Raw genomic sequence first — 8,149 nt, forward strand, 5'->3', positions numbered from 1 at the left:
GAGCATCCTTGCCGGCTCAACCTCCAGCACCGTAGCGAGCTTCTCGACCATGTCGATGGTAGCAGCATATACACTGCGCTCAAGAGCGCTGATGTAGGTTCGATCAACACCAGCTTCATGTGCCAGCGCCTCCTGCGAGAGCTTCTTTTTCTCGCGAAGCCTACGCAGATTGCGGGCAAAGACCTCTCGGATTCCCATACGCGAGAGGCCACCCTCTTGTTGAGGATTTCACCACGGAGTATACTCTACAAACTAGGAGCAACTGGCACGAGCATCGACTTTGCCCGAACTACCTGCTGTTAGAGTTCGCGACTTCCCGGATGCGATCTGACGATGACTATCGCTCAAGGTCAGCGCTGTAGGTCACGCAAGCTGCGCCAGGGAGCGAAGCCGAATGGTCTAGACCCATGTCGAAGAAAGTGGGCTCAGTTCACTGGCGCGCCATCAAAATCGATTTCGGCAATCCGGGATGGGCCGGATCGCCTTTGTTACTGCGGCGGCCGAATCAACTCACAAGGATCAACGTCAAGCGCTTTTGCGAGCCGGCCAAGCACACTGACGCTTGCGGAAACCCGAGCACGCTCGATCGAACCAACATAGCGCATGCTGAGCTCTGTGCGGGCAGCCAATTCTTCCTGCGTCAGGTCCTGATCATGGCGCAAACGACGCATGTTGATCGCCATGACCTCCTTGAGGTCCATGGCAAGATAGGGACCAGAACCGGAACTATCGTTCTAGGAACGATCGTTCCTATTCGATATGATTAGCCCAACGAGGAGATGTCTTGCCCTATCCGATGACGACAAACCCGAACCGCAGGAGGTCGCGATGAAACCCAAAGTTCAAGACGAAGTCCCGTGGTCGGACCGTCTGACCGCTTACGACAACGAGCACTTCACGATCTATATGAGGCTCCTGGACGCGTCCGCCGACGATGCCAGCGAAGACGAGATGGCGCAGCTCGTCCTCGGCATCGATCCGATGCGAGAACCTGAGCGCGCCCGAATGGCGGTTCGCAGCCATCTCGATCGGGCAAACTGGATGGTTACGACTGGATACAAAGAACTGTTCGCGCGCTGACCGGCCCCAGGTGAGCTATTCCAATTACTTTCAGGCGAGGAAATCCAGATAGCCACGATCCATGAGCATGTGACCGCGCCGGACAGCACGGGGAATGCGATCGCGAAGGTGGTTGCGCGGATCCGTCCAGTCGACCTGGACGCGTTGCCGGCCCAACAGGGCCCTTGCGATTTGACGGTGCGATGCACCGCCTAGCGAGCCGTCAAGCGCCTGGATGACAAAGCGCAGACGGCTGGCGCGGGCCTCGGGCGGAAACAGCCTGTCGGGAAGTTGTCCGGTCGCGTGAAGAGCATTGAGGCATTCGAACGCATTCAACTGCTGTTCATCCGATCGGCGGGCCAGATCGCGTCGACGGAAAGCCGAACGGGGCGCAAAACGTCCGCGCCATGCACAACCAGTTGTAAATCCGGTGAGCATTTCGCAGCATGATATGCCGGCGACCGTCCGCCGTGATCACGAGTGCCGCCCGACATGGCAAGGCAACGAGATCAAACGAAAGCGTTTCGGGCGACAGTGCCTTTTCCGCAATGACCGGCAGAACATGAGGGCATTGGCGGAAGCACCAGAACACAAACGCATCATGCCTCAACGAGCTTGCGAACAGGAGCCCCCACCGCGTCAGATCGGCCGACGATCTCACCACTTCTATGCCGAAGCGCCTTTCTGCAAATTCTGCGTGCTCAAGCGCGTGCCTCAAGTCACGCTGGAAGGCCGGATTGCGCCGCAGGAATTCCCAGGCCCAGCCGCGTTGCGTCAGGTGCCGCGTATAGCGATAGGATTTCTCATCCTGCCAGTCCGGCCCGTCGGCGTCATTATCTATCATAACCATGTCAGGCGCCCGTGCAGAGTACAGGCGCCCACAGCACGGGACCGCCAAGATCGCCATTGTGGCGGACCGCAGCAAGGCTCGCCTCTGAGACATCCAAAAAGCCGGCAACGGCGCGCGTGGTGCCGATTGTCTGGGGCTTACCTATCCGGACCAGCGGCCATCCGGCGCGACGCAGGATTCGCTCCATGCCCAAATCCGTAACCGTGACGAAATGGGTGAGTTGCCGTGACAAACCGAACTCGATCATGCCAGCGAGAAGTTCATACGTGGCAACAGCTATACTCCCACTGCCCTTCGGTGCAGACGGTGGGAGATCAAGGGCGAAACGGCTGCTTTCCCAGACACTCGGTTCCTCGGGTGCCGCTCTCCCTTCCAATAGCCTCGAAAAGACATCTCGCAGCATCGTCGGCCCCGTCGAGGGCAGAAGGCGTACGCCGCCCCCGACGCGACCGGCGGAATCGCGCAACACGAGATAGTGCGGTTCCAGGGAATCGAATGAATCGATCTCGAAGCCGCCGGTGGTGCGCACGTTCCAGTCGAGCCGTTCCTTGAAGACGCGGTAGCGCAGGCGGTGCATTTCGTGAAGTTCGTCGGCAAAGGCGCCGCACCAGCCGGGCGCAATAAGTTCAATCATGATGGTCTCCTCGCAGGTATGACCCTGCCATTGGAGGCGAACCTTCATGCCGCGATTGCCTGTGCAATTGCACAGGTGGATCAAAGAGGGATTCTGTTCCTCAGAAAATTGATGATCGAGAGGAGGCCAGCAGCATCACCGCCTGATTTTTGGTGCGCACGCCGAGCTTCTTCTTGGCATTGTCCAGATGGAAAGCGGCCGTGCGCTCCTTGATTCCCAAGATGCAGCCGATCTCCCAGGCGGACTTGCCCTTCGCCGTCCATTGCAGGCATTCGTACTCACGGGGCGTCAGCAAAACGCCGTCCACCGCCAGACCACCCGAAAGCTTGCGGCGAACGCCAATGTGAAAGCACGTCGCCATAATCTCGAGCGTCTGTTTATATTGCTCGGCGATGCGCAGGAAAGTCGGATGAAGCCTGTCTGCCGCGAAGGTCATCGCAGCGACACCACCGCGGCGATCGAGAAGTGGAATCGTCAGTCCGCAGCAGATGCCGAATTCGGCAGCCTCATCGAAAAGCTGTTGCTGTCGCTTTGAAATGCCGGCATAGCCGAAATCCGGTCCCCACCGGAAGGGAAATCCGCTGTATCTTGCCCATCCTATGACCGGGTCGATCCTTTCATATTGGTGGCGCAAGTAGTGCGACGTCCAGCTGGAATGATAGTTCGATATCAGCCTCGGCTTTGTGACGCCATCAGGCACCAGAGACAGGTAGGCGAATGCGCGAATGTCGAAGGCGCCGACCGCGTTAGCCAGTGCGTCACGCAAATCGACCTGATCGACGCTCAAAGACAATTGTTCCAGCAAAGTTTTGAAGACGAGCTGCATTTTCTCCTGCGGCTGTTTTCAACTAAACCTGGGACTTTCTGCTTCTTGGCAGCTACGGCGAGAAGACTCGCCTCCGAGATAAGACGCTGGAGAAATTCACCGCGGTGACTACTCCCCGGACCTTCGCCGTGGCGGCGCTGTTTGCGTCGGGTGACGGGCCATGCCGAAACAGGCCTGAAAGGCGCGTGAGAAATGGCTGCCGTTGGAAAAGCCAGTGGCAAGCGCCACTTCGACGAGCGGAAGGTTTGACTGTTGCAGGATCTCGTCGGCCCTCTCCAACCGCAGAGATCGATAGAACTGCATCACGCTCTGTCCCAACTGTCCCGTTGCCAGCCGCTCCAATTGCCGCACCCCGATACCGCTTAGATGGGCCAGACCCAGTCTCAGCGGGTCGGCGATGTGGCTCGTCATCAGCTCAACCATAGCGACAAGCGCGGGATGGTGCAGATCGTACTTCCGTGCAGGATCCCAGCTGCTGCGGGCCTCGGCCTGCCGGATTCCCGTGTAAATGAAAACCAGTCCCTCACCGCGTGCGCCAGTTCCACACCATGATCGGAGGCGGTCAGCGCGTGGGCCATGTCCAGCGGGCCATGCCGCCCACGCAAGTGAAGCGGTCGCAGTCCATGACGAAGAGCCGCCGCTCGATGAGCGCCTTGGTACATCTCCCGTATCGCATCGACGTGTTGCCAGTGGATGTGAACCGGCGTGCCGCTATCACACCGGCGGCAGCCAAGATGGCCGCTCCGCCTGAGATCCCGCCCAAGGGCACTCCCGACCGGGCGAGACGGCGCAGCCAGCCAGAATCCTGTCGTCGCGATAGGTCAGCGGATTGCCGCCAGTCACAACGAACAGAATATCGAATTCACTGGCTGCTTCTGAAATAGGCACTGTTTCGAATGCACCAGAGACGGAACTGCGCATCCACCCGCCCTTGGCCGAGATTAAGCTGAGATCGTAAAGCTGCCGCCCGCTGAGCAGGTTGGCAGCCCGCAGCGGTTCGACTGCAGAGGCGGCGGACATCAGGGCAAAGTCTTCGACTAACAGGAACCCGTATCGCTGCGCGCTACCGTGACTTCCGTCATCCCGTGTAAGTTTGTATCGCCCAGACGTCTGGAAACATGGCTGAGAAAAGCACCAAGAAGTCAATTCTGAAAACACCTCATTGCCTTTGCCGTGATATAGTCTCGGCAATTCAAGGAGTGTTTGGTACGAGGTTTTCGCAACGCGGACGAGCCAGACCGCGAATTGGCGGCAGAACTGGAACTGACCGCGGCCTCTAATCGTGGCCGTGGCCGCCGTGGCGGTGATTGCGCTGTTCCCTGGGCGGCGCGTTGGCCCACCTCCTGGCTTCACGGCATATTGCAATGCCTCAGTCGGCCCTCGCGAGGTGGCGGCCGCCCTGCAGGCCACGGGCCGAGCACGCGAGTGGCGTTCGGCATCTACGAGCCGACGCAGAATCGATGGCGCGTTCGAGAAGGCGCGATCGACGCGGTAATCGACAACCCGGTGCTCGCCATCGCACTGTGTGGTGACGAAGGCGCGGCTTTTGGAGCGCAGCACGACTTAAGAATTCCCACCCTTACACTGGTCAACATTCATATAATCGAAAACGTTGGCTCAGGCGACGACACTGGCGATGTGTCCAATGCCGCTTCTGTATGCACGGTTTCAGTCTGTCCGACATCCGACAATTGTTGGATGTGAGACAGGGCGCCAAATCCGCTAACCAGTTGTTTTGATCGAATTTCCTCTCTGGCACATTCTGTGCAGCGTGGCTCGCGAACGGATCAGCAAGAAAATAGTCCCATGATCACACTCACTGAAAACGCCGTCGCTGCCGTCAAGGCCGCGCTTTCCCGCGCTGACGAACCGGCGGAAGGCTTTCGCATCATGGTCGAGGCGGGCGGCTGCGCCGGCTTCAAATACCTGATGGGTCTGGAAAGCGTCTCGCGCGAGGGGGATGCCATCATGGAGGCGAACGGGGTCAAGGTGTTCGTCGACGCAAGTTCCCAGCCCCATCTCGCCGGCACGACCGTTGACTTCGTCACGGACCTGGAGTCCTCGGGCTTTGTCTTCGACAATCCCAATGCGCGGGACAAATGCGCCTGCGGCAAGTCCTTCGGCTAGCCGCCATCAGGACAAGGATCGGCGCAATGCGGGATGACACCGACAACGTCTACCACTTCAGCGACAAGCTCTATTTCATCGACCGGAACAATGTCGGCGCTTTGGGACCCCAAATGCGGCCGGCGAGGCCGGCGCAGTCGCCTGCGGCGATCGGCTTAAACTGACGATGGGTTTCGATCGTAAGACCGAGACGATCACCGCCGCAACGTTCCAGACCTTCGGCCGCGGTTCGACAATAACCGCTTCCTCGGCGTCTACCGAATTCATGTTGGCAAGACGATCGATGAAGCCCTTCAGATCAACCATCAGGACATAGCGGATTTTCTCGGCGCCCTGCCGCCGCACACGACATACTCATCGCTCGACCGCCTCATCCTGGAGCGCGGATTGCGGCTGATGAGCGAATTCTTCCGTGCTGTGAGGCAGGCTTTCGAGGAGACACCAGGATTCTCACGCCTCGTCCTCGTCAAGGCATCATCGCCATGAGCGACGTGATAGAGGCGTCTCTCGTGGTGATAGGCTTCGAGGAGCCAGAGACCCTTCCCCGCAGCCTTCCTCCGCTGAAACGTAATTCTGCGTGGAGTTCGGGCGAGTGGGTTTTCGGTATCGGCCTCGACGGTGGAACGGGCTGCAAAACGTGCAGTGGGACATTTCCCACCTTTTGCCGCGTGTCGTAGGCCAGCAGAGATGCTCCCTTGCTCACTCGAAGGCCGCTTAAGCAACGTCATATGCGGTCAAGGAAATTTTCTACACCCTTCAAGGTGAAGGACGAATGCCGGGCGGGCTGCCGTATTTTGTCGTTTCGCCGGCTGTAAGCTTTGGTCGGGACGTGAAGGCGACCGGGAAAGAGCATTCTGCGGATTCTGCGACACCGATTTCGTTGGGGTAGATGGCCCCGGTGGCGGACATTTTGCCACCGCACGGGAGCTTGCGTTGGCGGTCGAACAAGCCTGGCGCGGGTCGGGAACTGGGCAGCGTCTTGTCGTGCTCACTGGAGGGGAACCCCTCCTCCAGATCGATGAAGAACTCCTAGGAGCGCTGCATTCCTTGGCGTTTGAAATTGCCGTGGAGACCAACGGTACCATCCCCACACCCGCCGCCATCGACTGGCTGTGCGTCAGTCCGAAATGCAATACACGCCTCGTGGTCATGGCAGGGGACGAGCTAAAGCTTGTATCCTCAGATTGGCGCGGAGCCCGAACATTTCGAAGTTCTCGCGTTGAGCACCTTTTGCTTCAGCCGATGGATGGGCCCGAGCGCGAGGCGAATACGGCCGCCGCAGTGGCCTATTGTCTTGCCAACCCACGTTGGCGCTTGAGCCTTCAAACCCACAAATTTCTCGGGATCCCATGAAAATTACGCAAGCTTTCACCTTCGAGGCAGCGCATTGTCTTCCGCGGGTGCCAGAAACCCACCGCTGTCACCGCATGCGTGGCCACTCATACCGTTGTGGAACTGCGTCTGGAAGGGCCCGTCGATCCAGATACGGGCTTTGTCGTCGATTTCTTCGATGTCGAGGCTGTGTTCGGACCGCTGCTGCAACGTCTCGACCATCAGTGTCTGAATCAGATTGAGGGTCTCGAAAATCCGACCGCGGAAAACATTGCGGTCTGGATCTGGAACCAAACCAAGCCGCTTCTTGGCCAAATGTGCTCGGTAACAGTCTATGAGACACCGCTGTGCTGGGCTGAATACGAGGGTTGACCCGATGCAACGAGATCCGGGAACCGCACTCGTCCTTTTCTCCGGCGGCCAGGATTCGACAACCTGCCTGGCTTGGGCGCTCGAGAACTTCGAGCGCGTCAAGACAATCGGCTTCGACTATGGGCAGCGGCATCGGATCGAGCTCGATGTGCGGCCCTACCTGCTCGAGCGCATTCGAACAGACTTTCCGGCCTGGCGTGGGCGACTAGGCGAGGACCACATGATTGACATGGCCGTGCTCGGCCAAATCAGTGGTACCGCGCTCACGCGCGACGTCGAGATCGCACTGAACGCGAACGGTCTAACAAATACCTTCGTGCCTGGCCGCAACCTTCTGTTCCTCGGATTTGCGGCCGCGATAGCTTACCGGATGGGCGCGAAACACCTCGTGATCGGCGTGTCCGAGACGGATCGTTTCAGCTATCCGGATTGTCGAGATGACGCAGTTAAAGCGATGTAACTTGCCCTGAACCTTGGAATGGAGACGCGTTTCGTCATTCACACACCCCTCATGCGGCTCGACAAGGCGCAGACCTGGGCGCTGGCGGATTGGCTGGGCGGCGAGGCGCTAGTGAAGCTCATCTGCGAAGGAAGCCACACCTGCTATAGCGGAGACCGCGAGCATAGACATAGCTGGGTTTTCGGTTGCGGGACCTGCGTCGAGTGTAATCTTCGCGCAGCAGGAGGGGAGCAATTCCGATCCTGCAAAGATGCACCCGTGGCCGCCCAAGAAATGACGTGAGCGCCCAGATCCAGGCCGACGGTGGCAATCTGTTCCATAGATCGTTTCCTTCTCTTTGTGGTGTTCAGCACGACCAGGGTACGCGCCTTAAATGCCGTTTCGAAGGGCTGTTCCATACGATCGACTTTGATGATCTTCGCCGTTCGCGTGGTGCTGTTTGGTGGGGGAGTTCAGCACCATGGCGAGCAGGCTGCGGTTGTTATCCTT

At 58.8% G+C, this 8,149-nt stretch carries 12 protein-coding genes and 3 pseudogenes; 7 read left to right on the forward strand and 8 right to left on the reverse strand.

The window, feature by feature from the left end; genetic code table 11:
• Positions 1–198 (reverse strand): helix-turn-helix domain-containing protein (locus AC0L2Z_RS34270; protein WP_473630500.1); only part of this gene is annotated, 198 nt, incomplete at its 3' end.
• 290 nt (positions 199–488) lie between these two features.
• Complete coding sequence (locus AC0L2Z_RS34275) at positions 489–701, reverse strand: helix-turn-helix domain-containing protein (RefSeq protein ID WP_065012446.1); 213 nt, start codon at positions 699–701, stop codon at positions 489–491.
• Between the two features lie 127 nt (positions 702–828).
• Here AC0L2Z_RS34275 and AC0L2Z_RS34280 point away from each other — a divergent pair, with 127 nt between their 5' ends.
• Complete coding sequence (locus AC0L2Z_RS34280; RefSeq protein WP_065012453.1) at positions 829–1,080, forward strand: DNA -binding domain-containing protein; 252 nt, start codon at positions 829–831, stop codon at positions 1,078–1,080.
• Between the two features lie 30 nt (positions 1,081–1,110).
• Here AC0L2Z_RS34280 and AC0L2Z_RS34285 read toward each other — a convergent pair whose 3' ends face one another.
• From AC0L2Z_RS34285 to AC0L2Z_RS34310, 6 genes are all read right to left on the reverse strand, one after another.
• A complete protein-coding gene (locus AC0L2Z_RS34285; protein ID WP_473630501.1) occupies positions 1,111–1,497 on the reverse strand; it encodes a DNA -binding domain-containing protein in 387 nt (128 codons plus the stop codon).
• Positions 1,403–2,002 carry a transcriptional regulator domain-containing protein gene (locus AC0L2Z_RS34290; protein WP_473630502.1) on the reverse strand — a complete coding sequence of 200 codons (600 nt, stop codon included), beginning with the start codon at positions 2,000–2,002 and terminating at the stop codon, positions 1,403–1,405. The genes AC0L2Z_RS34285 and AC0L2Z_RS34290 overlap by 95 nt, the downstream gene beginning before the upstream one ends.
• Positions 1,911–2,543, reverse strand: a complete 633-nt coding sequence (locus tag AC0L2Z_RS34295; protein WP_473630508.1) for an acyl-homoserine-lactone synthase — start codon at positions 2,541–2,543, stop codon at positions 1,911–1,913. Before AC0L2Z_RS34295 ends, AC0L2Z_RS34290 begins: the two co-directional genes overlap by 92 nt.
• Before the next feature lie 100 nt (positions 2,544–2,643).
• A complete protein-coding gene (locus AC0L2Z_RS34300; RefSeq protein ID WP_473630503.1) occupies positions 2,644–3,369 on the reverse strand; it encodes a helix-turn-helix transcriptional regulator in 726 nt (241 codons plus the stop codon).
• Between the two features lie 108 nt (positions 3,370–3,477).
• Positions 3,478–3,780 carry a helix-turn-helix domain-containing protein gene (locus tag AC0L2Z_RS34305; RefSeq protein WP_473630504.1) on the reverse strand — a complete coding sequence of 101 codons (303 nt, stop codon included), beginning with the start codon at positions 3,778–3,780 and terminating at the stop codon, positions 3,478–3,480.
• Between the two features lie 303 nt (positions 3,781–4,083).
• Positions 4,084–4,929 carry a type 1 glutamine amidotransferase family protein gene (locus AC0L2Z_RS34310; RefSeq protein ID WP_473630505.1) on the reverse strand — a complete coding sequence of 282 codons (846 nt, stop codon included), beginning with the start codon at positions 4,927–4,929 and terminating at the stop codon, positions 4,084–4,086.
• Positions 4,930–5,175: 246 nt separating this feature from the next.
• Here AC0L2Z_RS34310 and AC0L2Z_RS34315 point away from each other — a divergent pair, with 246 nt between their 5' ends.
• The 6 genes and pseudogenes from AC0L2Z_RS34315 (at position 5,176) to queC (ending at position 7,942) form a co-directional block, all read left to right on the forward strand.
• Positions 5,176–5,496 (forward strand): HesB/IscA family protein, encoded by a 321-nt coding sequence (locus AC0L2Z_RS34315; protein ID WP_473630506.1) that lies wholly within the window; start codon positions 5,176–5,178, stop codon positions 5,494–5,496.
• Between the two features lie 26 nt (positions 5,497–5,522).
• Positions 5,523–5,660 (forward strand): hypothetical protein, encoded by a 138-nt coding sequence (locus tag AC0L2Z_RS34320; protein ID WP_473630507.1) that lies wholly within the window; start codon positions 5,523–5,525, stop codon positions 5,658–5,660.
• The gene (locus AC0L2Z_RS34325; protein WP_473630509.1) at positions 5,657–5,812 is read left to right on the forward strand and encodes an iron-sulfur cluster assembly scaffold protein; all 156 of its coding nucleotides are present in this window, start codon (positions 5,657–5,659) and stop codon (positions 5,810–5,812) included. The genes AC0L2Z_RS34320 and AC0L2Z_RS34325 overlap by 4 nt, the downstream gene beginning before the upstream one ends.
• 515 nt (positions 5,813–6,327) lie before the next feature.
• Positions 6,328–6,849 (forward strand): annotated as a pseudogene (locus tag AC0L2Z_RS34330) (radical SAM protein); the annotation flags it as partial.
• Positions 6,846–7,200 (forward strand): annotated as a pseudogene (queD, locus tag AC0L2Z_RS34335) (6-carboxytetrahydropterin synthase QueD). The pseudogenes AC0L2Z_RS34330 and queD, both read left to right, overlap by 4 nt.
• A gap of 4 nt (positions 7,201–7,204) precedes the next feature.
• A pseudogene (gene queC / locus AC0L2Z_RS34340) lies at positions 7,205–7,942 on the forward strand (7-cyano-7-deazaguanine synthase QueC).
• Positions 7,943–8,149 lie beyond the last annotated feature (207 nt).

It is taken from the genome of Mesorhizobium sp. WSM4850 (genome assembly GCF_055811735.1).